This window comes from Mycolicibacterium alvei (assembly GCF_010727325.1).
GTDB classification, from domain to species: Bacteria; Actinomycetota; Actinomycetes; order Mycobacteriales; family Mycobacteriaceae; genus Mycobacterium; species Mycobacterium alvei.
In genome coordinates, this window is record NZ_AP022565.1 from 4466391 (window position 1) to 4489495 (window position 23105).

20 protein-coding genes are annotated in these 23105 nt (G+C 63.9%); 11 read left to right on the forward strand and 9 right to left on the reverse strand.

Annotation, left to right across the window (positions count from 1 at the left end; translation table 11 throughout):
- Positions 1-268 precede the first annotated feature (268 nt).
- The 6 genes from G6N44_RS21180 to G6N44_RS21205 all read left to right on the forward strand — a co-directional run bounded on the left by G6N44_RS21180 (position 269) and on the right by G6N44_RS21205 (position 9797).
- A complete protein-coding gene (locus G6N44_RS21180; RefSeq protein ID WP_163667221.1) occupies positions 269-2011 on the forward strand; it encodes an AMP-binding protein in 1743 nt (580 codons plus the stop codon).
- Positions 2012-2034: 23 nt separating this feature from the next.
- Positions 2035-2814: an alpha/beta fold hydrolase gene (locus tag G6N44_RS21185; protein ID WP_163667224.1), complete on the forward strand. Its 780-nt coding sequence runs from the start codon at positions 2035-2037 to the stop codon at positions 2812-2814.
- A gap of 356 nt (positions 2815-3170) precedes the next feature.
- Positions 3171-3590, forward strand: coding sequence for an MmpS family transport accessory protein (locus tag G6N44_RS21190; protein ID WP_163667227.1), 420 nt, complete (start codon positions 3171-3173; stop codon positions 3588-3590).
- Positions 3587-6475, forward strand: a complete 2889-nt coding sequence (locus G6N44_RS21195; RefSeq protein ID WP_163667230.1) for an MMPL/RND family transporter — start codon at positions 3587-3589, stop codon at positions 6473-6475. Before G6N44_RS21190 ends, G6N44_RS21195 begins: the two co-directional genes overlap by 4 nt.
- 31 nt (positions 6476-6506) lie before the next feature.
- Positions 6507-9389, forward strand: coding sequence for an MMPL/RND family transporter (locus G6N44_RS21200; RefSeq protein ID WP_163667233.1), 2883 nt, complete (start codon positions 6507-6509; stop codon positions 9387-9389).
- Positions 9390-9473: 84 nt separating this feature from the next.
- Positions 9474-9797, forward strand: coding sequence for a hemophore-related protein (locus G6N44_RS21205; RefSeq protein ID WP_163667236.1), 324 nt, complete (start codon positions 9474-9476; stop codon positions 9795-9797).
- A 6-nt stretch (positions 9798-9803) separates the two neighbouring features.
- Here G6N44_RS21205 and G6N44_RS21210 read toward each other — a convergent pair whose 3' ends face one another.
- Positions 9804-10709 carry an IclR family transcriptional regulator gene (locus tag G6N44_RS21210; RefSeq protein WP_163667239.1) on the reverse strand — a complete coding sequence of 302 codons (906 nt, stop codon included), beginning with the start codon at positions 10707-10709 and terminating at the stop codon, positions 9804-9806.
- Between the two features lie 110 nt (positions 10710-10819).
- Here G6N44_RS21210 and G6N44_RS21215 point away from each other — a divergent pair, with 110 nt between their 5' ends.
- Genes G6N44_RS21215 through G6N44_RS21230 form a run of 4 tightly spaced genes read left to right on the forward strand, consistent with a single transcriptional unit; the run spans position 10820 to position 14908 of the window.
- Entirely contained in the window at positions 10820-11947 is a 1128-nt protein-coding gene (locus tag G6N44_RS21215; protein ID WP_163667242.1) for a hypothetical protein, read from the forward strand.
- A 3-nt stretch (positions 11948-11950) separates the two neighbouring features.
- Positions 11951-12733, forward strand: coding sequence for an SDR family oxidoreductase (locus G6N44_RS21220; protein ID WP_163667245.1), 783 nt, complete (start codon positions 11951-11953; stop codon positions 12731-12733).
- A complete protein-coding gene (locus G6N44_RS21225) occupies positions 12730-13878 on the forward strand; it encodes a sulfotransferase family protein (protein WP_163667247.1) in 1149 nt (382 codons plus the stop codon). Before G6N44_RS21220 ends, G6N44_RS21225 begins: the two co-directional genes overlap by 4 nt.
- A gap of 7 nt (positions 13879-13885) precedes the next feature.
- The gene (locus G6N44_RS21230; protein WP_163667250.1) at positions 13886-14908 is read left to right on the forward strand and encodes a TIGR03617 family F420-dependent LLM class oxidoreductase; all 1023 of its coding nucleotides are present in this window, start codon (positions 13886-13888) and stop codon (positions 14906-14908) included.
- On the opposite strand, the gene G6N44_RS21235 is transcribed toward G6N44_RS21230, so the two are convergent.
- The 8 genes from G6N44_RS21235 to G6N44_RS21270 all read right to left on the reverse strand — a co-directional run bounded on the left by G6N44_RS21235 (position 14905) and on the right by G6N44_RS21270 (position 21885).
- On the reverse strand, positions 14905-15381 hold the full coding sequence (locus tag G6N44_RS21235) for a hypothetical protein (RefSeq protein ID WP_163667253.1): 477 nt from the start codon (positions 15379-15381) through the stop codon (positions 14905-14907). The two genes, G6N44_RS21230 and G6N44_RS21235, sit on opposite strands and share 4 nt — an antisense overlap.
- A gap of 5 nt (positions 15382-15386) precedes the next feature.
- Complete coding sequence (locus G6N44_RS21240) at positions 15387-16532, reverse strand: 3-ketosteroid-9-alpha-monooxygenase, oxygenase component (protein ID WP_163667256.1); 1146 nt, start codon at positions 16530-16532, stop codon at positions 15387-15389.
- Positions 16533-16639: 107 nt separating this feature from the next.
- On the reverse strand, positions 16640-17272 hold the full coding sequence (locus G6N44_RS21245; RefSeq protein WP_163667258.1) for a hypothetical protein: 633 nt from the start codon (positions 17270-17272) through the stop codon (positions 16640-16642).
- Between the two features lie 62 nt (positions 17273-17334).
- Complete coding sequence (locus G6N44_RS21250; RefSeq protein WP_163667263.1) at positions 17335-17754, reverse strand: nuclear transport factor 2 family protein; 420 nt, start codon at positions 17752-17754, stop codon at positions 17335-17337.
- 1 nt (position 17755) lies between these two features.
- On the reverse strand, positions 17756-18634 hold the full coding sequence (locus G6N44_RS21255) for a TIGR03619 family F420-dependent LLM class oxidoreductase (RefSeq protein WP_163667266.1): 879 nt from the start codon (positions 18632-18634) through the stop codon (positions 17756-17758).
- A gap of 2 nt (positions 18635-18636) precedes the next feature.
- Entirely contained in the window at positions 18637-19818 is a 1182-nt protein-coding gene (locus tag G6N44_RS21260) for a thiolase family protein (protein WP_163667269.1), read from the reverse strand.
- Complete coding sequence (locus G6N44_RS21265) at positions 19818-20879, reverse strand: thiolase family protein (RefSeq protein ID WP_163667272.1); 1062 nt, start codon at positions 20877-20879, stop codon at positions 19818-19820. The genes G6N44_RS21260 and G6N44_RS21265 overlap by 1 nt, the downstream gene beginning before the upstream one ends.
- 13 nt (positions 20880-20892) lie before the next feature.
- On the reverse strand, positions 20893-21885 hold the full coding sequence (locus G6N44_RS21270; protein ID WP_163667275.1) for a Zn-ribbon domain-containing OB-fold protein: 993 nt from the start codon (positions 21883-21885) through the stop codon (positions 20893-20895).
- A gap of 58 nt (positions 21886-21943) precedes the next feature.
- Between G6N44_RS21270 and G6N44_RS21275 the strand changes: the two genes are divergently transcribed.
- The gene (locus G6N44_RS21275) at positions 21944-22975 is read left to right on the forward strand and encodes an LLM class F420-dependent oxidoreductase (RefSeq protein ID WP_163667278.1); all 1032 of its coding nucleotides are present in this window, start codon (positions 21944-21946) and stop codon (positions 22973-22975) included.
- The last annotated feature ends 130 nt before the right edge of the window (positions 22976-23105 follow it).

Consider the following 23105-nt stretch of genomic DNA (forward strand, 5'->3'; position numbering starts at 1 on the left):
GTGCGGTGGGCCGACGCAGCTACGCCGGTGTTCTCCCACCGCCCTTGCCGGCGCAGGGTCCTCAGCGGGCGGTCACAATCACCAACGCTAGATTCGCTGGGGTGAGTTGTCCGACGATCTGAGCAATCGATCGGATGAATACGAACGATTGCAAATAGTTTGTGTGACCGCACGACTAAATGACATAACTGTGACGCACACGCGGCGCGGTTGAAGTTTGCCGGGCTTTCTCGATATGCGGCCGCAGTCGCGGCGTTACCCTATGCCCGTGGGTGATACGTCCATTCTGACGTTGCTGAACGAGCGTGCCGGACTTCAAGGTGATGACACTGCGGTCACTTTTATTGATTATGAAAATAGTTGGGACGGTGTTCCGGAGAGCCTGACGTTCGCGCAGTTGTATCGGCGGACGCGGAATCTGGCGCGATATCTCGAACAATTCGGGGCACCGGGTGACCGCGCGCTGATCCTGGCTCCGCAGGGGATCGCGTACATCGTGGCTTTTCTCGGCGCGATGCAGGCGGGGCGCATCGCGGTGCCGTTGTCGGTGCCGTTGGGGGGTGCCAGCGATGACCGCGTCGGATCGGTGTTGCAGAATGCGCTGCCGACCGTCATCCTCACCACCTCTGCGGTCTCGGGAGTGGTGGCCGAGTACGTCTCGTCTCAGCCCGGCGGATCGACTCCGTCGATCGTCGAGGTCGACCTGCTGGATCTCGACGCCTCGCCGGGGCGCTACGGCACCGGGATCCACACCCCGCCCGACACCGCATATTTGCAGTACACGTCGGGATCCACCCGGAACCCGGCCGGGGTGATGATGTCGCACGAGAACCTGATGGCCAATTTCCGGCAACTGTTGCCCGGCTATTTCTCCGCCTCCGGAAACGTCATCCCGCCCGGCGCAACCATTGTGTCGTGGCTGCCGTTCTATCACGACATGGGTTTGTACCTCGGAGTTTGCGCACCGGTGCTGGCCGGGGTTCCCGCTGTGCTCACCAGTCCGATGGCGTTCCTGCAACGACCGGCCCGGTGGATCCAATTGTTGGCAAACAATTCTCGTGCCTATACCGCCGCGCCGAACTTCGCCTTCGAATTGGCTGTGCGAAAAACATCGGACGATGACCTGGCCGGCCGTGACCTCTCCGATGTGCTGGTCATCATCACCGGCGCCGAACGGGTGCATCCGGCAACGCTCGAGCGCTTCACCGATCGCTTTGCGAAGTTCAAGCTGAACCCGGCGGCGATCCGCCCGTCGTACGGGCTCGCGGAGGCGACCGTCTACGTGGCGACCAACCCACCCGATCGGCCACCGACGGTAGTGCGTTTCGAATCCGACAAGCTGACCGCCGGTGTGGCGCAGCGTAGCGAGAACAGTAGCGGCACACCCCTGGTCAGCTACCAGATGTCGCAGTCGCCGATGATCCGCATCGTTGACTCGGAGACCCGCACGGAGTGTCCGCCCGGTTCCGTCGGCGAGATCTGGGTGTACGGCGACAACGTCGCGACCGGCTATTGGGGCAGACCCGCAGAGAGCGCGGCGACGTTCGGCGGTCAACTCGTATCGCCCTCGGACGGCACTCCCGAGGGGCCCTGGCTGCGCACCGGGGACCTCGGCTTCGACTCTGACGGTGAGCTGTATGTGGTCGGCCGCATCAAAGATCTGCTGATCGTGTACGGGCGCAACCATTCTCCCGACGACATCGAGGCGACGATCCAGGAGATCACCCGGGGTCGCTGCGCGGCCATCGCGGTTCCGGACGGCCGCACCGAGAAGCTCGTCGTCATCATCGAAGTTAGAAAGCAGGGCGACTCTCACGAGGAGACGATGGACAAACTCTCGGCCGTCAAGCGAGAAGTGACCTCGGCGATATCCCACTCGCACAGCCTCGGTGTCGCCGATCTCGTTCCGGTGTCCCCGGGTTCGATCCCGATCACCACGAGCGGCAAAGTCCGGCGATCGGCCTGTGTCGAGCATTATCGGCAGGGCCAGTTCGCCCGGTTGGACGCGTAGCCGACAAAGCGGGGCGGGGGAGAATGAATCTGGCCTACGAAGACCATGGCCACGGTGAGGCGGTGCTGTTCATTGCCGGCCAAGGCGGTCTCGGACGCACCTGGGATCTTCACCAGGTGCCTGCATTCCGTGCGGCCGGGTACCGCGTCATCACGTTCGACAACCGGGGAGTCGGTGCCACAGCGGATACCGATACGTTCACCACTGCGACGATGGTGGCCGACACCGCCGAGTTGATCGAGCGGCTGGGCGTTGCACCCGTGCGGCTCGTCGGTGTCTCGATGGGCGCCTACATCGCCCAGGAGCTGATGCTGTCCCGGCCGGACCTGGTGAGCCAGGCGGCGTTGATGGCCACGCGGGGCCGCAACGACCGGGCGCGCGAGTTCTTTCGGCAGGCGGAATTGGAACTTGCCGGGTCAGATGTGCGGGTCCCGCCTGCCTACGAGGCGAAACTGCGTTTGCTGGAAAACTTTTCGCCAAGGACTCTGAATGACGACGGCTCGGTTCGGGACTGGATCGATACCTTCACGATGTGGCCGACCAAGCCGACCAGGGGGATTCGCGCTCAGTATGACGTCGCTCCGGAGCGGGATCGGCGGCCCGCGTACCGGTCGATCTCCACACCGGTGCTGGTGATCGGTTTCGCCGATGACCTCGTGATGCCTCCGCACCTCGGCGCAGAGGTGGCAGCGGCCCTTCCGAACGGCCGCTACCTCGAAATCGCCGACACGGGTCACCTGGGATTCCTCGAACGGCCGAATTCGGTGAATTCGGCAATCCTGGAGTTCTTCGCCGATGCCTGAGATCCAGTGTATGTCCCACGGCCACAACGACGTTGGCGGTCAGGCCGGACCGTCGGTACCGGAAACGCCGGACCGGGCCCGACGAACAGCCGATTCCCAGCGGAAGTCCAGTCGGCGCCGACCGGTGGCGACGGTAGCTTCCGTTCCGCATCGTGCACCCGCAGTTTGCATTACGATCCCGTATCACGTTGGCAATAGACCGATGTGGAGGTCGCCTGAATGCTGTACTTGTCGGGTTCGGATTCTGCCCGAATCACAGCGTGTTCGCCGTGACCCCTCCGCACGGCTGGTTCGGGGCGCCACCGGCAACCGAATCGGCGGGTTAGACACGGATGGGGGTTCGTGATTTGGGGGTTATGAAGCGGCTGTGGATTCCGCTGCTCATTCTTGTCGTCCTCGGCGCCGGCGGATTCACGGTGCTGCGGCTGCACGGTGTCTTCGGTTCCGAGATCCGCCCCGCGTATTCCGACACCGAAACCCAGGAACGCAAGCCCTACAACCCGAAGCAGCTGGTGTACGAGGTGTTCGGTTCACCGGGCACGACGGCGAGCATCAGCTATTTCGATGTTGACGCCGAGCCGCAGTTCATTGAAAGCGCAAGCTTGCCATGGACGTTGAAGTTCCCGATGTCGGAGACGACGGCGATGGTCAACATCATCGCGCAGGGCACTGGTAGCAACATCGGCTGCCGTATCACCGTCGATGGCAAGGTCAAGTCGGAGCGGACCGGGCAAGGGACGAGCGCGTTCACCTTCTGCTCGCTGAAGGCCGCATGAGCAGCCAACCCACCGCCGACGAGCCGCCGTTCATCCCCCGGATGATCCGCAAACTGGCGATACCGATCATCCTGCTGTGGTTGGTGATCACCTACATCCTCGGTGCGGCCGTCCCTCCGTTGGAGCAGGTGGAAAAAGAGCGCTCGGTATCGATGATCCCCAACGATGCGCCGTCATTCGAGGCGATGCAGCGCATGGGCCAGAGCTTTCGAGAATCCAACTCGAACAGTGTGGCGATGATCGTCCTGGAGGGGCAGCAACCGCTCGGCGACGATGCTCACCGCTATTACGACGACTTGATCCGTCAGTTGAAAGCCGACACGGCGCACGTGCAGCACATCCAGGATTTCTGGGGCGACCCGCTGACCGCGGGTGCGGCGCAAAGCGCCGACAACAAGGCCGTCTACGTGCAGATGAGCCTCACCGGTGACCTCGGACAGGCCGCCGCGACCGAGTCCTTGGAATCCGTCCGCAACATCGTGAAGAACACCCCGCCACCGCCGGGGGTGGAAGCCTACGTCACCGGGCCGGTCGCCCTTGTTTCCGATCTGAGCCAGAGCGGCAACAAGACCGTGCTCCTGGTCACCGGCCTGAGTCTCACGGTCATCCTCGTGATGCTGCTCTTCTTCTTCCGTTCGATCGTCACTGCACTTCTGCTGCTGCTACTGGTCGGGGTTCAGCTCCAGGTGGCCAGAGGAGTGGTCGCATTCCTGGGTGATCAAGGGGTGATCGGGCTTTCCACCTACGCCGTGAACCTGTTGGTCACGCTCGGAATCGCCGCGGGGACCGACTACGGCATTTTCTTCGTCGGCCGGTATCAGGAGGCACGTCAGGCCGGCGAGGAGCGGGAGCAGGCCTTCTATACGACCTATCGCAGCGTCGCCAAGGTGGTCCTGGCCTCGGGTCTGACCATTGCCGGAGCGGTGTTCTGCCTGAGTTTCACCCGGCTGCCGTATTTCCAGACCCTGGGCATCCCGTGTGCGTTGGGCATGGTCGTGGCCGTTGCGGTCGCCCTGACGCTGATTCCGGCGGTCCTTGCACTCGGCGGACGCTTCGGATTGTTCGAACCCAAACGCAAGATCATCGTGCGGCGTTGGCGGCGCATCGGTACCGCGATCGTCCGTTGGCCCGCACCGATTCTGGTCACGGCATTGGCCGCCTCGCTCATCGGGTTGCTGGCGCTGCCGAGGTACCAGCCCGGTTACAACGACCAGAATTATCTGCCGAAAGACATTCCGGCCAATGAAGGGTATGCGGCGGCCGACCGGCACTTTCCGCAGTCGCTGATGACGGCTCCCGACATCCTGTATATCGAGGCCGACCACGACCTGCGCAACCCGGCCGATTTCCTTGTGCTGAACAAACTGGCCAAGGGGGTTCTCGCGGTCCCGGGCATCGCGAGGGTACAGGGGGCCACCCGTCCTGAGGGAACCCCGCTGAAACACACGACGATCCCGTTCATCATGAGTTCTGGCAATGCAAGTCAGTTGCAGCTCTTGCCGTTTCAGAAGGCTCGGATGAACGATCTGGTCACCCAGGCTGAGGAGCTGCAGAAGACCATCACCACGATGCAGCGGATGTTCGGCTTGATGCAGCAGCTCGCCACGACGACGAATGCGATGGTCACGAAAACCCATGAGCTGGAGGATGTCACCAACGAATTGCGTGACCACATGGCAGACTTCGACGATTTCTTCAGGCCTGTTCGAAATTATCTGTACTGGGAACCGCACTGTTTCGACATCCCGGTCTGTTGGGCGCTGAAATCGCTGTTCGAAGCGCTTGACGGCGTTGATCGGTTGACATCGACGATGCACCAGCTCGTGGGAAACCTCGATCAGCTGAATCTGCTCATGCCGCAGATGATCGCCCAGTTCCCGTCCATGATCGCGACGATGCAGAGCACCCGGACCATGATGCTGACGATGCACAGCACCATGTCGGGAATCTTCGGTCAGATGGAGGAAAACGGCGACAACGCCACAGCCATGGGCAAAGCGTTCGACAACGCCCAGAACGACGACTCCTTCTATCTTCCTCCCGAAGTTTTCGACAACGAGGACTTCAAAAAGGTCCTGGATGTATTCGTCTCGCCAGACGGCAGGGCGGCGCGGATGCTCATCACGCAGCGGGGCGATCCGGCGACACCCGAGGGCATCGCGCGGGTCGAACCGTTACGAACAGCGGCCGAGGAAGCGCTCAAGGGAACACCGCTGGAAAGCGCCAAGATCTATCTCACCGGCAGCTCGGCGATGGCAAAGGACCAGGTGGATGGTTCCACCTACGATCTCCTGATCGCGGGAGTCGCGGCGCTCTGCCTCATTTTCATCATCATGTTGATCATGATCCGGAGCCTGGTGGCCGCTCTTGTCATCGTGGGTACGGTTGCGCTTTCGCTGGGTGCGGCATTCGGGCTGTCGGTGCTCATCTGGCAGCACATTCTCGGAATCCAATTGAACTGGCTCGTGCTCGCGATTTCGCTGATCATTCTTTTGGCAGTCGGTTCCGATTACAACCTGCTCCTCGTATCGCGCATGAAAGAAGAGATAAAAGCAGGAATCAACACCGGCATCATCCGCGCGATGGCCGGCAGCGGCAAGGTGGTCACGGCCGCCGGGCTGGTGTTCGCGTCCACCATGATGTCGATGCTTGCCAGCGACGTGCGCACGATCGGTCAGGTGGGGTCGACCATCGGTATCGGTCTGCTGTTCGACACCCTGATCGTGCGCGCGTTCATGACGCCGTCGATCGCTGCGCTGTTGGGCCGCTGGTTCTGGTGGCCGCTGAGGGTCCGGCAGCGGCCCGCCAGTGCCCTGCTACGGCCAACCGGCCCGCGCCCGCTGGTCCGGTCGCTCCTGCTTTTGCCGGATGAACGCGGCTCGTGATGATGGTGTCCTTCCGCGTGAGGACAGCCGCATGAGCGAGCAGTCGATGCACAGCGATCCGCCGTTCGTCGCGCGGATGATCTATCGGCTTGCGGCGCTGATCATTCTCGTCTGGCTGGTGGTCGTTGCGGTCCTGACCTTCGCTGTCCCTTCACTGGAGCAGGTCGGAAGGGACTACTCCGTATCACTGGTCCCCAGAGACGCCCCGTCGTTCCAGGCGATGCAGCGCATGGGCCGAAGCTTCCGGGAATCTGATTCCGACAGTGTGGCAATGGTCGTCCTGGAGGGGCAGCAGCCTCTCGGCGACGATGTGCACCGGTATTACGACGACCTGGTGCGGCAGCTGAAAGCCGATACGCAGCATGTACAGCATGTGCAGGATTACTGGGGGGACAAGCTCACCGCCTCCGGGGTGCAGAGTCAGGACAACAAGGCGGTCTACGTCCAACTGAATCTCGCGGGCAACCAGGGTGAGTCCCTGTCCACGGAATCGGTTGAGGCCGTCCGGGACATCGTTCAACGGTCGCAACTACCGGCCGGGGTCAAGGCTTACGTCACCGGCCCCGCCCCGCTCGCATCGGACATGAACCATGCCGGTGACAAATCCATCATCAAGATCACCGTAGTCACCCTCGTGGTGATCCTCACGATGCTGCTCTTCGTCTACCGTTCGGTGGTCACGGCAGTTCTTCTGCTGGTCATGGTGGGGATGCAGGTCCAGGTAGCGCGAGGTGTCGTCGCACTGCTCGGTGATCACCAGGTCATCGGGCTCTCGACGTTCGCCGTGAATCTGCTCGTATCGCTGGGGATCGCCGTCGGTACCGACTACGGCATCTTCTTCATCGGCCGGTATCAGGAGGCGCGGCAAGCCGGTGAGGAACGCGAGCAGGCGTTCTACACGACGTATCACAGCGTCGCGAAGGTGGTGCTGGCCTCGGGTCTGACGATTGCCGGCGCGATCTTCTGTCTGAGTTTCGCCCGGCTGCCGTACTTCCAGACCATGGGTGTTCCCACCGCGGTGGCCATGGTCGTCGCGGTGGCGGTGGCGCTGACGCTGATTCCAGCCGTGCTTGCCCTGGGCGGGCGCTTCGGTTTGTTCGAACCCAAACGCAAGATCATCGTCCGGCGCTGGCGGCGCCTCGGTACTGCGATCGTCCGCTGGCCGGCGCCCATCCTCGCCGCGGCAATGGTGGTGGCACTGATCGGCTTGTTGGCGCTCCCGGCGTACAAGACCAGTTACAACGACCGGTTGTATGTGCCCAGCAGCATTCCGGCAAATGTCGGATACGCCGCCGCCGAGCGGCACTTTCCCCAGTCGCGGATGACACCGGACATTCTGTTGGTCGAGGCCGACCACGATATGCGTAACCCGTCGGATTTCCTGGTGCTGAACAAGCTGGCAAAAAGCGTATTTGCGGTGCCCGGGATTTCGAGGGTGCAGGGAATAACGCGTCCCGAGGGCACCCCGATCGACCGCACGTCAATTCCGTTCCTGCTCAGCATCCAGAGTGCAACTCAGGTGGAGCTGCTGCCGTTTCAGAAGAATCGGATGAATGACCTGGTCAAGCAGGCCGACGACATGTCGAAGATGATCGCGAACATGCAGCATCTCTACGCGGTGACACAGAAGCTCGTCACCACGACCCACAGCATGGTGAAGAACACCCACCAGATGGAGGATGTGCTGAAGGAGGTTCGGGACCACATTGCGGATTTCGATGACTTCTTCCGGCCGATCCGTAATTACCTGTACTGGGAGCCGCATTGCTTTGACATCCCGTACTGCTGGGCCATGAGGTCTTTTTTCGACGCGATGGATGGCGTCGACGCGGTTGCGGACAAGACTCAAGACCTTGTTCGGAACCTCGACCAACTGGATGCGCTCATGCCGAAGATGGTTGCTCAGTTCCCCTCGATGATCGCCAGCATGCAGATCATGCGGACCATGATGCTGACGATGCACAGCACCATGGCCGGAACGTTCGCCCTGATGGATGAGAACAGCAAGAACGCCGCCGTCATGGGACGGGCTTTCGACGCCGCGCAGAACGACGACTCGTTCTATCTGCCCCCAGAGGTTTTCGACAACGAGGACTTCAAACGCGCGATGAACCTGTTCTTCTCGCCCGACGGAAAGTCGGTGCGGTTGATCATCTCTCACCGCGGTGACCCCGCCACGCCGGAGGGCATCGCGCGAGTCGACAAGGTGGTCCGAGCCGCCGAGGAGGCCCTGAAGCTGACCCCGTTGGAGAGTGCCAAGATCTATATGGCGGGCACCGCGGCGACGTACCGGGACATGCGCGACGGGGCCACCTACGATCTGCTGCTCGCGGGAGTCGCCGCGCTCTGTCTGATCTTCATCATCATGTTGATCGTGACGCGCAGTCTGGTGGCCGCATTGGTCATCGTTGGCACCGTTGCGCTTTCGCTGGGTGCGGCCTTCGGGTTGTCGGTGCTCATCTGGCAACACATCCTGGGCATATATCTGCACTGGCTCGTGCTCGCGATGTCCGTGATCATCCTGTTGGCGGTCGGCTCCGACTACAACCTGCTGCTGGTGTCCCGGATGAAAGAGGAACTCGGCGCCGGGATCAACACCGGCATCATCCGGGCCATGGGCGGTAGCGGCAAGGTGGTGACGGCCGCGGGTCTGGTGTTCGCGTTCACCATGATGTCGATGGTGGTCAGCGACCTCCGAATCATCGGTCAGGTGGGCTCCACCATCGGTATCGGCCTGCTGTTGGACACCCTGGTCGTGCGTGCCCTCATGACGCCGTCCATCGCCGCGCTGCTGGGCCGCTGGTTCTGGTGGCCGCAACGTGTCCGTCCCCGCCCTGCCAGCGTGCTCCTGCGTGAGACAGGACCCCGGCCACTGGTTCGCACATATTTGCTGAAGCAAGAAAATCCCGAGTAAACAACTATGTGGAGATTAGCGAAACGCGGTCCGGGCAAAAGCTGACCGAGTAGAGTTCGGGCCTCGGGAGGAGGAGGTTGTGACATGAAGCAGCTAACACTGGTTGTCGCGGGGGGCGCTCTGGCGTTGGCGCTGAGCGCTGGGGCCGGAATCGCGTCGGCAGACCCGAATATGGATTCGATCGTCAACACCACCTGTAGCTACCCGCAGGTGATGGCGGCGGCAAATGCCCAGGATCCGGCGGCCACCGCTCAATTCAACGCGTCGCCGCAATCGCAGTCCTACCTGCGTCAGTTCCTGGCCGCGCCAAGGGATGAACGGCAGCAGATGGCCCAGATCATCCTGAGCTCGAACGGGCAGTACCTCGGATTGATGCAGCAGATCTTCAACACCTGCAACAACTTCTGAAGCTCGTCAGTACGTCGGCTTGACCCCGCCCAGTTGGCTGGTCACCGCGTCGGCCGTCGCCACCAACGCTCGGGCCCGATCGGCGATCTCCTTGTCCGTCAAGGCCGTTCCGATGTGCAGTGACGCGGCCATGACCTGACGCTGATAGTGGTCGAACACCGGCGCGGAGATGACGCTGATGTCATGCGGCGCTCGGCCGCCGGGTCCCTCGTCGCGCAGATACACCCGCTCGCCGATATCGGATACCAACTCGCTCAGGAGCGCGCGCAGTTCGTCGGGCAGATTGGTCGACATCCCCGCCATCAGCGCATAGAGCCTGCGGCCGCCCGGTGTCAGTCGTTCCACCAGATATCCGTCGGCGCGGCAGCTTTCGATCACCCGGTGCAGTCGGGCGGATTCGGTACGCAGCGGAATCGTCGGCACCTTGGCCAGCCATGCCCGCAGGGCGTCGTCATCCCACAGCACGAACATCAGACCGACGGGAGGTGCGAACGGATAGCTCTGCCCGGCCCGCACACCGGCGTCACGGCCGGGTGGGCCGACAACCTCCAGCACGGTGATCCGATCGTCGACCACGGCGGTCAGGCCCGCCGAGGTGTCGAAAGCGGCTGACAGCGCGTGTAACTCGGCTCGGGCCGCCGGGTTGACGCGCATCGACTCCTGAGCCGCGTGGCCGAGCGAGATCAGGCTCGGTCCGAGTCGGTACGTCTTGTCGGTGCTGTCGCGGATCAGGTAGCCCGAATCGGTGAGTGTGCTGAGGATTCCCAGGCACGTCGGCTTGCTCAGCCCGACCCGCCGGGTGAGCTCGGACAGTCCGAACCGCTGCTGTGGATGGCGGGACAGGAAATCCAGGATGGCCACCACCCGGGCGGTGGGCGGTGAGGCGCGGCCGGCCGGCTCGTCGTCTGGCATTGGACCTCCTGGACTAAAGCCGCCGTTGACTCGATTTAGAACGCGTTCTAGTGTCAGGTAGGAAACTCTACCACTGCGGTTCAATATTGGACCGAGAGAGCAGATGCCGGATGTACTCACAGCCGTTGACAGACGCCATCGCCGAGGCCGAACACCTGGTGGCCACGGCCCCCTTCATCGAATCCGAGGCGGACCTGCTCGAAGGTCTGCAATACCTGGCCGGGTGTATCGCGGCGTGCACGCATGTCGCGTTCGACTACGACCGCGACCACCCGTTCCTGCACAGCGGGACCGGACCGTTCACCAAGATGGGCCTGGACAACCCCGACACCATGTATTTCGGGACCCGGGTCCAACCCGGCCACGAGTACGTCGTGACCGGACGCCGCGGCACCACCACCGACGTCAGCTTCCAACTGCTCGGCGGGGAGTACACCGACGAGAACGTTCCCGACAGTGACACCGCATTCGACGATCGCAAGCTCGACATCGCCGCCGACGGCACCTTCGAGTGGCGGTTCACCCCGGCTGCGCCGTCGCAGCTGGTGATCCGCGAGGTCTACAACGACTGGTCGGCGCAGCGCGGTACCTTCGCGATCTCGCGTACCGACACCGTCGGCACGGCGCCGGCGCCGCTGACCCGCGAACTCATCGAGAAGCGTTACGCCACTGCGGGTAAGCAACTCGTGCAGCGGGTCAAGACCTGGTTGCAGTTCCCGAAGTGGTTCTACGACAACCTGCCGGTCAACACCTTGACCGCACCGCGCCTGACCCCCGGCGGGCTGGCCACCCAGTACTCGTCGGTCGGGCATTACGACATGACACCGGACCAGGCGATGATAATCACCCTGCCGGTGTCGGATGCGCCCTACCTGGGCTTCCAGCTGGGCAGCCTCTGGTACATCTCGCTGGATTACATCAACCATCAGACCTCACTGAACGGTGCACAGGCACAGGCGGATCCGGACGGCAAGATCCGGATCGTGGTGTCGGAGAACAGTCCCGGTGTCACCAACTGGTGCGAGACGTTGGGCCACGCCAAGGGGTACCTGCAGTTCCGCTGGCAGCGGGTCTCGCGTGAGTTGAGCGCCGAGGACGGTCCGACCCTGGAGTTGGTGGACCTCGGTTCGGTGGCCGAGAAGCTGCCGTACTACGAGAGCAACAAGATTTCCGACGATGATTGGCGGGCGCGGATTGCGCTGCGTCAGAAACTTATTGGCGAAAGGATGGTGGGCTGACCGATGGCCGGACTGCTCGATGGCAAGGTAGTGGTGATCAGCGGGGTCGGGCCCGGGCTCGGGACGACGCTGGCCCGCCGTTGTGCGGAGAACGGTGCCGACCTCGTGTTGGCCGCCCGCACGGTGGAGCGGCTCGAGGATGTGGCGAAAGAGGTGAGGGGACTGGGCCGCCGCGCGCTCGCGGTGGGCACCGACATCACCGACGAGGAACAGGTCGCCAACGTGGTGGCCCGCACGATGGAGGAGTACGGCAAGGCTGACGTGTTGATCAACAACGCGTTCCGGGTGCCGTCCATGAAGCCGTTCGCGAACACCACCTTCGAGCACATGCGCGATGCGATCGAGCTGACCGTGTTCGGCGCACTGCGGATGACCCAGGGCTTCGCGCCGGCCCTGGAGGCTGCCAAAGGCTCAGTGGTGAACGTCAATTCGATGGTCGTGCGGCACTCGCAGGCCAAGTACGGCGCCTACAAGATGGCCAAGTCGGCGCTGCTGGCCATGTCGCAGACCCTGGCCACCGAGCTGGGGGAGAAGGGCATTCGGGTCAACTCGGTCATGCCCGGCTACATCTGGGGTGAAACTCTGGAGGGGTACTTCAACCATCAGGCGCAGAAGTACGGCACCACCGTGGACCAGATCTACAACGCGTCGGCGGCCGGGTCCGATCTCAAGCGGCTGCCGACCGAGGATGAGGTGGCCTCGGCGATCCTGTTCATGGCCAGCGATCTGTCCAGCGGCATCACCGGCCAATCCCTCGATGTGAACTGCGGGGAGTACAAGGCATGAGTGCCCCACGCACAGATGTCGGCACCGTCGAGGATCTGCACGCGTCGGCGGTGAAGGCCTGTGGTCTGGATGACTTCGGTACCGACGATGACAATTACCTCGAAGCGCTCGGGGTGCTGCTGGATTCCTTTCAGCGCGACGCCGACCTGACTGAGCTCGGCAGCAAGATGCAGCGCTTCTTCACCCGAAATGCGTTGGTGGCCCGTCTCGTGTCGGAAGCTGCGTTCAAGCAGTATCCGCAGCACGTCGATGTGCCGATCGAGCGGCCGATCTTCGTCACCGGCCTGCCGCGCACCGGGACCACGGTGATCCACCGGTTGCTGGCGGCGGACCCGATGCATCAGGGTTTGGAGATGTGGCTGGCGGAGTTCCCGCAACCGCGGCCGCCACGGGAAACCTGGTCGGACAACCCGGTTTTCAGCGCGCTCGACGCCCGGTTCAAGCAGGCGCACGAGGAGAACCCGGATTACACCGGGTTGCATTTCATGACCGCCGACGAGGTCGAGGAATGCTGGCAGTTGCTGCGCCAGTCGTTGCACTCGGTGTCCTACGAGACGCTGGCCCATGTGCCGACCTACTCGCAGTGGCTGGCCCGTCAGGACTGGACCAAGTCCTACCGGCGGCACCGCAAGAACCTGCAGCTGATCGGCCTGAACGAGCCTGAAAAGCGTTGGGTGCTCAAGAACCCGAGTCACCTGTTCGCGCTCGATGCGCTGTTCGCCACGTATCCGGACGCGCTGGTCGTCCAGTGCCACCGCCCGGCGGAGACCATCATGGCCTCGATGTGCTCGCTGTCGCAGCAGACGACCGCCGGCTGGTCCAACACGTTCACCGGGAACGTGATCGGCGAAGACGCCATGGAAACCTGGTCGCGCGGCCTGGAACTGTTCGACACCGAGCGGGCCAAGCATGATCCGGCCCAGTTCTGCGACGTCGACTATTTCGAGTTCGTCAAGGATCCGGTCGGTGCGGTCGAAGGTATCTACCGCACGTTCGGGCTGGACTTCACCGACGCCGCGCGGCAGGCGATGGTCCAGAGTCATACCGCCAGCCAGCAGGGGCCCCGGGCACCGAAACACACCTATGCTCTGGCCGACTACGGGTTGACCCCCGAGGCAGTCAAGGAGCGGTTCAAAGGGCTGTAGGGGGAACATGAAGGTCTATGTGGCGTTGGACCCGGGTAGGCCGCTGACCGCTACCGCTGATTACGCGCGGCGGGTCGAACGGTTGGGCTGTGACGGCCTGCACGTAGCCGAGACCGTGCACGACTCTCTGGCAGTCTCCCTGCTGGCTCTTGAGCACACGTCGCGAATCACCGTCCGCACCGCCATCACTCTGGCGTTCGTACGCAGCCCCACACTGACGGCGTACACGGCGTGGGATCTGTCGCTGTTCTCCGGCGGGCGGTTCGAACTGGGCCTGGGCACGCAGATCAAGCAGAACATCGAGGACCGCTACGGCATGCCGTGGAGCGATCCGATTACCCGGCTCCGGGACTATGTGGGTGCGCTCGACGCCCTGTTCGACGCGTTCCGCAATGGGGGCGCAGTGCATTACGAGAGCGAGAACTACCGGCTGACCAGGATGCAGCCCTACTTCAACCCCGGGCCGAGTGACGCCGTCCGGCCATCGATCTGGCTGGGTGCGGTCAACGCCGGAATGTGCGAACTCGCCGGGGAACTAGCTCGGGGAATCGTGACGCACTCGACCAACTCCGATCCGGACTACCTACGTGACGTGGTACGCCCGGCATTGGACCGGGGCGCCGGCACATCCGGAAGGGCAGACACGCCGCTCGTCATCGCATCGACGGCGATCGCGACCGGCAGGACCGATGAGGCCGTGGGCCGGGAGCGGGAACGGCAGCGCCGGATGTTGGCATTTCTGTATTCGACGCCCGCGTACGCCACCGGTCTGACCCGCCGCGGCCTTGCCGACCTCCCCGAGCGGCTCCGGTCGCTGGTCCGTACCGAGTTGTGGGACGAATTGCCTTCGGTGCTGACCGATTCGATTCTGGATGAGCTGTTGGTGTGTGGGCGCCATGACGAGCTACCCGAGATGCTGCGGGCCAGGTTCGACGATATCGCCGACGGCATCGTGCTGCCGCCCCTGGGCGATGAGCGCGACGACGAGTCGCTGGGTGCGTGCGTGGCAGAACTGCAGCGGGCGAACTAGCCGTCACCGGGGGAGGGCGCCGTGGACACTTCCTCCAGGCATCCCTCGGCGACCGCATGCCTGATGCTGTCGGTCAGCCGCGGGCAGGACCGGGCACGGGCCGGATCCCCACCGGTGGAACGGATCTCGTCAAATGTGGCACAGCGCTGCACCGCGTCGGTCGTCCACTGCACGGAGGTGTGTTCGGCGCTGAGCTTCTTCACCTGCACCGACACATGGCAGAACCGGCAGTCCACGGACACCAGTCCCGAAGTCAGGTAACGCTCGCGGTCGCGCGCGCTGGCCTCTCGGACCGCGGCGGCCCGTTGTGGATCGGACGCGAAATCCGGTGCTTTGGCCCATGACCCGCTGGCCGCACCTGGGCTGCTGCCGGCGTGATGATCGTCGTCATCGTGCGCACCGTGCAGTAGCAGCATCGAGCGGGCCAGGTCGTCAACACTGGGCGCCTGGCTCCGCTCGTTGCGTTTGCTCATCGGTCTTACTGCGCTGCTTCTTTTTCGGCGGCCTGGGTCTTCAGATTCTGCTCGACCTCCACATGCCACTTCTCGTTGGCGGCGGTGGTGTCGATCTCCATCTCGAAACGGTCGGTCATATCGGGCGTGATGTCCGCGACGTCGACGTAGAACTGCTGGTACCAGCGGCGCATCTGGTAGACGGCGCCATCTTCCTCGACCAGCAACGGGTTGTCGATGCGGGTCTTGTGCCGCCAGATCTCCACGTCCTGCAGGAAGCCCTTGCTGACGCCGTCGGTCATCGCGTCGGCCAGCTTCTGGGTGGTCTTCTCGTCCATGCCCTTCGGCTTTTCGACGATGACGCCCCACTGCAGCATGAACGCGTCCTGGCTGACCGGGTAGTGGCAGTTGATCAGGATCGACTCGGCCTTGTAGCCGCTGTAGTTGTTGTGCAGCCAGTTGATCATGAACGACGGGCCAAAGTAGGAGGCTTCGGAATCCAGGTGCGCCTCGCCGTACTGGGTGCCCATGCCGCCGATGTCCGGCCGGCCCACGTTGTGCAGGTACTGCGAGGCGATGTGACCCTCGAAGACGTTCTTGAAGTACGTCGGCAGTCCGTAGTGGATGTAGAAGAAGTGCGCCATGTCAGTGACGTTGTCGATGATCTCGCGGCAGTTGCTGCCCTCGATCAACAGCGAGTTCCACTGCCACTCGGTCCAGTCGTCGCTGGCGGCCTCGGGGATTTCCGGGATTTGAACCTCGGGCTGCGGGTCGTTGCCCTCGTGGTCGTGCCAGACGAACAGCAGGCCGCCGCGCACGTCGGTGTGCCAGGAGCGGGTGCGGGCTAGGCGCGGGGTGCGCTTGGCGTAGGGGACGAGCTTGCACTTGCCGTCGCCGCCCCAGCGCCAGTCGTGGAACGGACAGGCGACCGTGTCACCCTTGATGGTTCCCTGCGACAGGTCACCGCCCATGTGCCGGCAGTAGCCGTCAAGCACCTTGAGGGACCCTTCTGAGTCCGCGAACACCACCAGTTTGGTGCCGAAGATCTCGACAGAGTGTGGCTGACCGTCGCGGAAATCCTTGACCGGTCCCAGGCAGTGCCAACCCCGCGCGTAGCGGTCTGGCAGGGCGCCGGTGTCGATCTCTCTGATGCCGGCATGTTCGGTAGTCACGGTGGGCCTCCCGTATCTGTGCTCCTAACTAGAACACGTTACAGTTTTGTACGGCCTTCTGGCAAGAATTGAGGCGTGACCTGGGGAATACCCTGCTTGGACGGCTGTTACTCACGCTCCGGAAGGCCGATTCGCAGAGCGATCTGCTGCATTCGTCCCACGCTGGCCACCGTCTGCGGCGGCACCGGGTCGTCCGGGTTGCTGTTGAACTCCAGGCGCACCACCGCGCGTCCCTGGGTGAACATGAGCAGCGTCACTGCCTTGGAGCCGTTGGGCGCGATCCCCGAGATGACGGTGCCGTTCGAGCCCACGGGCACCGGTTGTGGTTGCCCGCCGCTCACTATCGTGCTGACGGCCGCCGACGCCTGCTTGAGCGTCGCCGACGCGGTTGCGGCATTCGGGTATACCAGGATCGTGTCGGCGATCGCCCTGGTGTCATCGGCGTTGACGAACAATGCGCTGGCCCCCGGCTGACCGTCGTGATTCATGTTGCGCGACCGAGAGGTGAATGTGTCCGGCGGAATGCTGACGTCTTCGGCCTGCACCAGCAGATGGCTGTAGTCGGATGCCTCCGATGTCGGCGACTTCGGCGCGGCCGCCGACGACGAGGACGGCGCGGCAACCCACGGCGTACCCGATGAATCGTCGGCCGGGGAGCACGCTGCGGCCGTGCCGATGACGGCCGTGGCAAGACCGATGGTGAGCAAGGACTTCGGGAGATTGGTTGTCGTGAGCGACATAGTTACTGTTCAGGGTACGCGTCGTCGCGCCGACGCCCATTTCCGTCGGGGCTTGCCGAGCTCTAGCCCTCGATCTTCTCGGCGCTCGCGCGGTCCACTTCCCAGAAGGCTCGCAGCGCGACCATCTGGCCTTCGTCGTTCACGCGGTAGGTGAACACCCCGGGGGTGGTGATCCGGTGCCCGCCCATGGTGGTGACGATGCTGCCGACGTTGGCTTCCTCGTTGCCGCACTGGAAGGTGTCGAGGAAGTTGAACTCCAGGTTGTCGGTCGGGGCGATGGCCTTGTCCCAGAACGCCGCGATCGCTTCCTTGCCCTGGTGGCCCTTACCTTCGGGATCGAAGAACGACGGCCCGATGGGATCCTGCACGATCGCGTCGTCGGCGAAATTGTCCAGCCAGGTCTGCTTGTCCCGGGCGGCGACCGCGTCCCGGGAGCGTTTGCCCGCCAGGTGGGCGGGGTGTTCGGGGTTGGTGACGGCCATGTCAGTCCTGCCAGCCGGAGTGGATGTAGGTGTCGGCGAACCGCTTGAGTGAATCCTGTTTCTTGTCCAGCGGGGCGTCGAACCCCAGGCCCTCCAGCATCCAGGGAATGACGATGTTGTCGGTGATGCCTGCCGCGGCGAGCTCACGGTGCCCGTCGAGATCGAACTTGTCGATGCACACCGCCTGGAACTCGAATGGCTCTTCGGTCCGGCCATATTCGGCCCGCAGCTTGTTGATCGCCGCCACTGTCTGGCCCAGCTGTGCGCACGTCATCATCGCGCTGGTCCAGCCGTCACCGACCCGGGCCGCCCGCTTCAGCGCCACCGAGGTGTGCCCGCCGACGTAGAACGGCACCGGCTCCGAGGGCGCCGGGCTCATCTGCAGCCGCTCGAAATCGTAGAACTGGCCGTGGAACTCGACCATACCGCCGCCGAGAACCAGTTTGAGCACCTCGATCATCTCGTCGACGCGCGCGCCTCGCTTGGCGAACGGCACCCCGCACCATTCGAATTCCTCTGGTGCCCAGCCGATTCCGACGCCGAAACCGAACCGGTTGTTGGTCAGGTTGGCCACTGAGCCGACCTGGCGCGCCAGCAGCAATGGGTTACGTGAGCCGAGCTTCATCACGTTGGTGTAGAAGCGCAGCGTCGAGGTCGCCGCCCCCATCGAGGCTGCGGCGATCAGCGGGTCGACCCACGGGGTCTCGGCATTCCACATCCGCGACCCGTCGGGGGTGTACGGATAATCTGCGGCCTGGGACTCCATGTAGAACAGCGAGTCGGGCAATGCGATCGAATCGAACCCGACTTCTTCTGCGGTGCGGGCCAATCCGATCAGATGCTCGAGCGGCCCCATGGCCACGCTCAGGGTGTATTTCATGGCTATTTCGTGGCCGCGGGCTTGTCGCTGGAAACCACCCACATCGAGTAGTACTGCGCCCCACCGCCGTAGGCGTGGCCCAGCGCCTTACGGGCGCCTTCGATCTGATGGTCGCCGCCCTTGCCCATCACCTGGATCGCCGATTCGGCGAATCGGATCATGCCGGAGGCGCCGATGGGGTTCGAGCTCAGCACACCGCCGGAGGCGTTGAACGGGATCTTGCCGCCGATGGCCGTCTCTCCGGCCTCGGTCAGCTTCCAGCCCTCACCCTCGGGTGCGAAGCCCAGATTTTCCAGCCACATGGGCTCGTACCAGGAGAACGGCACGTATACCTCGGCCGCATCGATCTCGTCGATCGGGCTGGTGATACCGGCATCTCGCCACAGTGCGGCGGCCGCATCGCGGCCGGCCTGTGGGTTGACCTGATCGCGGCCAGAGTAGGCCAGCGGTTCGGTGCGCAGCGCGGTGGCGTGAATCCAGGCCACCGGGTGTCCGTCGGCAAGCCGGGCCTCGGCGGCTGTCTCATCGCCGATCACCATGGCCGCCGCACCGTCGGACGACGGGCAGGTCTCGTCGAAGCGGATCGGGTCCCACAACATCTGCGAGGCCATCACCTTCTCCAGCGTGATGTCGGGCTGGTGCAGATGGGCCAGCGGGTTCTTGGCACCGTTGAGCCGGTCTTTGACGGCCACCATCGCACCGATGTGGTTCGGTGCGCCCGAGCGGCGGATGTAGGCGCGCACGTGCGGGGCGAAGTAGCCGCCCGCACCTGCGCCGACCGGCTTGGTGAACGGAACCGGAATGCTCAACGCCCACATGGCATTCGATTCCGACTGCTTCTCCCAGGCCATGGTCAAGACCCGGCGGTACTTGCCGGACTTAACCAGGCTGGCCGCGACGATCGCGGTGGACCCACCGACCGAACCCGCGGTGTGCACGCGGATCAGCGGCTTGTTGGTGGCGCCGGTGGCGTCGGCCATGAACAACTCGGGCATCATCACGCCCTCGAAGAAGTCCGGAGCCTTGCCGACCACCACGGCGTCGATGTCGTCCATCGTGGAGCCGGAGTCGGCCAACGCTCTATCTATGGCTTCGCGCACCAGCCCGTTCATCGACACGTCGAGCCGCTTGGCCACGTACTTGGTCTGCCCGGTGCCCAGGACCGCGGCGAGATTCTTAGCCATTATTTGCCCTCCAGGACAGCAACGAGATTCTGTTGCAGCGCAGCGCCGCTGGTGGCGTGCGCGAGCACCCGTCCAGCGGATCCGTCGAAGATGTGCTGCGCGGCGAAGCCGATGCGTTCCAGGCCGGCCGAGAACATCGGGTTGGCGGCCAGCGCGCCGCCGGACGGGTTGACCTTGGTGCCTGCGCCCAGCCCGATCGCCTCGGAGAGGATCAGCTGCTGGTGGGTGAACGGGGCGTAGACCTCGGCCACCTCGATCGAGCTGACATCGCCACCGGTGGCGGCCTGAGCCGATGCGGTGGTGGATGTCGAGACGGTCAGATCGCGGGCGCCCAGAACGGGGGTCTCGATCCGATGCTCGAATCCGGTGATCCAGGCCGGGTTTTCACGCAGTTCGCGGGCGCGGTCGCCGGCCGCCAAGATGATCACCGAGGCGCCGTCGGTGATGGGTGCGATGTCGTGACGGCGCAACGGATCGGCGAAGAACGGGCGGTCCAGCAGCTCGGCGACGGTGGAGGCAGATTCCACCGAGTCGACCCGGTCGGCCGCGGCGAACGAATCCAGGGCCACCTGGGCCATCTGCTCGGCGGTCCACTTACCCGAATCCAGGCCGAACCGGGCCTGAAGCCCGGCCAGCGACACGGCATCCGGCCACAGCGGAGCCACCGAATACGGATCGGTCTGCAGGGACAGCACCCGGCGGAGGTTGCCGGCGCTGGACTTGCCGAAGCCGTACGCCAGCGCGGTGTCCACCTCACCGGTGAGCACCTTGATGTAGGCCTCGTAAAGTGCCCACGCCGCGTCCATCTCGACGTGCGATTCGTTGATCGGCGGTACCGCGCCGATCGAGTCGATCGCCGAGATGAACGAGAATGCCCGGCCGGCAAGATAATCCGACGAGCCCGAGCACCAGAAGCCGATATCGGTCTGTTGCAGTCCGAGTTCTTCGAAGAGGCCGGCAAAACATGGCATCAACATTTCGACACCATTGGTGGTGCCATCGGTGCGGCGCACATGCGGGGCATGCGCGAAACCGACGACAGCGACATCGCGAACAGTCATGTGGGATTTCCCTTTACAGGTGGTGCTTGTAGCTGTCGTATTCGGCATCGGGCTCACCCGTCGGCCGGAAATGCGAGATGTTGTCGATGCCGAGGCCCCATTCCTCCCGGGGCTTCCACACTGCTTCGACCCGCATCCCCATCCGCACCTCGGACGCATCGATGTCGGTGACCAGGTGCAGGAACGGGATGTCAGCACCGTCGAGCAGTACATAGGCCGCGACATAGGGCGGCTTGATCCGCTGGCCGGTGAACGGGATGTTGATGATGGCGAAGGTGGTGACGGTGCCCCTGTCGACCAGTTCCACGAACTGGTCGAGTTCCTGGCCGGTGGCCGGATCGGCTTCCTTTGGCGGGAAGTACACCTTTCCGGTGTCTCCGCTGCGGGCACCCAGCAGCTTGCCTTCGCGCAACCCGCGCAGGTAGATGCTCTCGGGCCGGGATGCCGTGTGCTGGATCTCGATGGACGAAGGGACCACCAACATGGTCACCGGGTCACGGTCATCGGTCGCCACCGCCGGGATGTCCTCGGCGGTCTCGCCGGGGACGAAGTAGGCGATGTCGGTGATCGCACCCACCGGCTCGTCGACCCAGTGCGCATGCACGCGGGCGCCGGTGCTGAGCTCGCCTTCCTGGACATCCACGGCGTGCAGCAACGGAGTGTCGGCACCGTCGAGCTTGATCAACGCCCAGGCGAACGGCCTGTCGAGCGGCTGTCCCTCAAGGGGCTGCGGCTGCCAGGTCCAGGACACCACGGTCCCGACGCTGGACACTGGGACGACCTCGGTCAGAGCCTCGTAGGTGACCGGGTCATACTCGGCAGGTGGCACGTGCACGCGTCCGTCAGAACCGCGCACGCCGACGATCCGGCGCTCACGTAAGGCAGTAAAGAACTGGCTGAGCAGTGGGCCCACTGAACGGGTGTAGTCAAAAGACAGTTTCAGTGGCGCGGAAAGTGGCGGCTCGCGGTGATCTGTCGAGGCCGGGCGGCTTTGGCTGGCTGTCACCCATCGAGTAGAACAGGTTCTAACAATCGTGGCAAGGACACGTGGGAAGGCAATCTAAATGAAGCTGGGTCTGCAACTCGGATACTGGGGCGCACAGCCGCCGACCAATCATGCCGAACTCGTCGCCGCCGCCGAAGCGGAAGGCTTCGACACCGTCTTCACCGCCGAGGCATGGGGGTCGGATGCGTACACGCCGCTGGCCTGGTGGGGTCGGGAAACCACCCGTATGCGGCTGGGGACCTCGGTCGTCCAGATGTCGGCCCGTACCCCGACCGCGTGCGCGATGGCCGCGCTGACCCTGGATCACCTCTCCGGCGGCCGCCACGTCCTCGGCCTCGGCGTGTCCGGGCCCCAGGTGGTCGAGGGCTGGTACGGCGCGAAGTTCCCGAAGCCCCTGGCCCGCACCCGCGAGTACATCGACATCCTGCGCCAGGTCTGGGCGCGGCAGGCCCCGGTACGCAGCGACGGCCCCCACTACCCGCTGCCGCTGACCGGGGAGGGCACGACCGGCCTGGGCAAGAACCTCAAGCCGATCACCCATCCGCTGCGCGCCGACATCCCGGTGATGTTGGGCGCCGAGGGGCCCAAGAACATTGCGATGACCGCCGAGATCGCCGACGGCTGGCTGCCGATCTTCTACTCGCCGCGCATCGCCGGCATGTACAACGAGTGGCTCGATGAGGGATTCGCCCGACCCGGCGCCCGGCACACCCGCGAGACGTTCGAGATCTGTGCGACCGCGCAGGTCGTGGTCACCGACGACCGGCCGGCGATCATGGAGCTGATGAAGCCGCATCTGGCGCTGTACATGGGTGGGATGGGCTCCGAGGACACCAACTTCCACGCCGAGGTCTACCGCCGGATGGGGTACGGGGAGGTCGTCGACGACGTTACTCGGCTGTTCCGCAGCGACCGCAAGGACGAAGCGGCCAAGGTCATTCCCGACGAACTGGTCGACGACTCGGCAATCGTCGGCGATCTGGATTACGTCAAGGAACAGATCAAGGCATGGGAGGCTTCCGGGGTGACCATGATGGTGGTCGGAGCGCGTTCGGTGGAACAGATCAAGGATCTCGCCGCGCTGGTCTGATCCTGAGTCGGCACTTCGGTTTGCGTCTCGCGTAGACACTTCTTGAAATCTGTCTACAAGTGGGTCTAGATTCAATGGTGTGAGTGACGCCACATCCGCCTCGCGGCACAATGTGCTCGGCACCGTCGTG

What these genes read in the sequence shown, in the direction of transcription:
- G6N44_RS21275 (WP_163667278.1), top strand. Translation starts at nt 21,944, where the DNA reads ATGAAGCTGGGTCTGCAACTCGGATACTGGGGCGCACAGCCGCCGACC.
- G6N44_RS21190 (WP_163667227.1), top strand. Translation starts at nt 3,171, where the DNA reads ATGAAGCGGCTGTGGATTCCGCTGCTCATTCTTGTCGTCCTCGGCGCC.
- G6N44_RS21220 (WP_163667245.1), top strand. Translation starts at nt 11,951, where the DNA reads ATGGCCGGACTGCTCGATGGCAAGGTAGTGGTGATCAGCGGGGTCGGG.
- G6N44_RS21235 (WP_163667253.1), bottom strand. Translation starts at nt 15,381, where the DNA reads ATGAGCAAACGCAACGAGCGGAGCCAGGCGCCCAGTGTTGACGACCTG.
- G6N44_RS21265 (WP_163667272.1), bottom strand. Translation starts at nt 20,879, where the DNA reads ATGACTGTTCGCGATGTCGCTGTCGTCGGTTTCGCGCATGCCCCGCAT.
- G6N44_RS21250 (WP_163667263.1), bottom strand. Translation starts at nt 17,754, where the DNA reads ATGGCCGTCACCAACCCCGAACACCCCGCCCACCTGGCGGGCAAACGC.
- G6N44_RS21210 (WP_163667239.1), bottom strand. Translation starts at nt 10,709, where the DNA reads ATGCCAGACGACGAGCCGGCCGGCCGCGCCTCACCGCCCACCGCCCGG.
- G6N44_RS21195 (WP_163667230.1), top strand. Translation starts at nt 3,587, where the DNA reads ATGAGCAGCCAACCCACCGCCGACGAGCCGCCGTTCATCCCCCGGATG.
- G6N44_RS21255 (WP_163667266.1), bottom strand. Translation starts at nt 18,634, where the DNA reads ATGAAATACACCCTGAGCGTGGCCATGGGGCCGCTCGAGCATCTGATC.
- G6N44_RS21215 (WP_163667242.1), top strand. Translation starts at nt 10,820, where the DNA reads ATGTACTCACAGCCGTTGACAGACGCCATCGCCGAGGCCGAACACCTG.
- G6N44_RS21230 (WP_163667250.1), top strand. Translation starts at nt 13,886, where the DNA reads ATGAAGGTCTATGTGGCGTTGGACCCGGGTAGGCCGCTGACCGCTACC.
- G6N44_RS21225 (WP_163667247.1), top strand. Translation starts at nt 12,730, where the DNA reads ATGAGTGCCCCACGCACAGATGTCGGCACCGTCGAGGATCTGCACGCG.
- G6N44_RS21245 (WP_163667258.1), bottom strand. Translation starts at nt 17,272, where the DNA reads ATGTCGCTCACGACAACCAATCTCCCGAAGTCCTTGCTCACCATCGGT.
- G6N44_RS21185 (WP_163667224.1), top strand. Translation starts at nt 2,035, where the DNA reads ATGAATCTGGCCTACGAAGACCATGGCCACGGTGAGGCGGTGCTGTTC.
- G6N44_RS21260 (WP_163667269.1), bottom strand. Translation starts at nt 19,818, where the DNA reads ATGGCTAAGAATCTCGCCGCGGTCCTGGGCACCGGGCAGACCAAGTAC.
- G6N44_RS21200 (WP_163667233.1), top strand. Translation starts at nt 6,507, where the DNA reads ATGAGCGAGCAGTCGATGCACAGCGATCCGCCGTTCGTCGCGCGGATG.
- G6N44_RS21205 (WP_163667236.1), top strand. Translation starts at nt 9,474, where the DNA reads ATGAAGCAGCTAACACTGGTTGTCGCGGGGGGCGCTCTGGCGTTGGCG.